Genomic DNA, 443 nt, shown 5'->3' with positions numbered 1-443 from the left:
GTGGAATGGTTACTAAGCCAAGGAGCAAGTAAAGACCACGCCGTAGCTGGAGCTGCTCATGGTAGACATAAAGAGCTCGTGGAATGGTTGCTAAGCCAAGGAGCAAGTAAAGGCCAGGCTGTATTCGGAGCTGCTCTAGGGGGACATAAAGAACTGGTGGAATGGTTACTAAGCCAAGGAGCAAGTAAAGACCACGCCGTAGCTGGAGCTGTTCGAGGTAGACATAAAGAACTGGTAAAATGGTTGGTAAGCCAAGGAGCATGTAAAGACAATGCCGTAGAAGAGGCTATAGATAGCGGACAAAAAAAGCTGCTAGAGTGGTTAGTAAGCCAAGGAGTAAATAAAGACTGGGCTGTAGAAATTGCTGGTCAAGGTGGACATAAAGAGATGGTAGAGTGGTTGATAAGCCAAGGAGCATGTAAAGACAAGGCTGTAAAAGGAGC

Annotated in this window: 1 protein-coding gene; it reads left to right on the top strand. The window is 46.7% G+C overall.

The genetic code is table 11. From position 1 onward, the window contains the following. A partial coding sequence (locus NF27_RS09345) for an ankyrin repeat domain-containing protein (protein ID WP_161791852.1) occupies window positions 1-443 on the top strand: 443 nt, incomplete at both ends.

It is taken from the genome of Candidatus Jidaibacter acanthamoeba (genome assembly GCF_000815465.1).
Classification (GTDB): Bacteria; Pseudomonadota; Alphaproteobacteria; order Rickettsiales; family Midichloriaceae; genus Jidaibacter; species Jidaibacter acanthamoebae.
The sequence above is the reverse complement of the archived record's forward strand: the minus strand, read 5'-3'. Positions and strand labels throughout refer to the sequence as shown.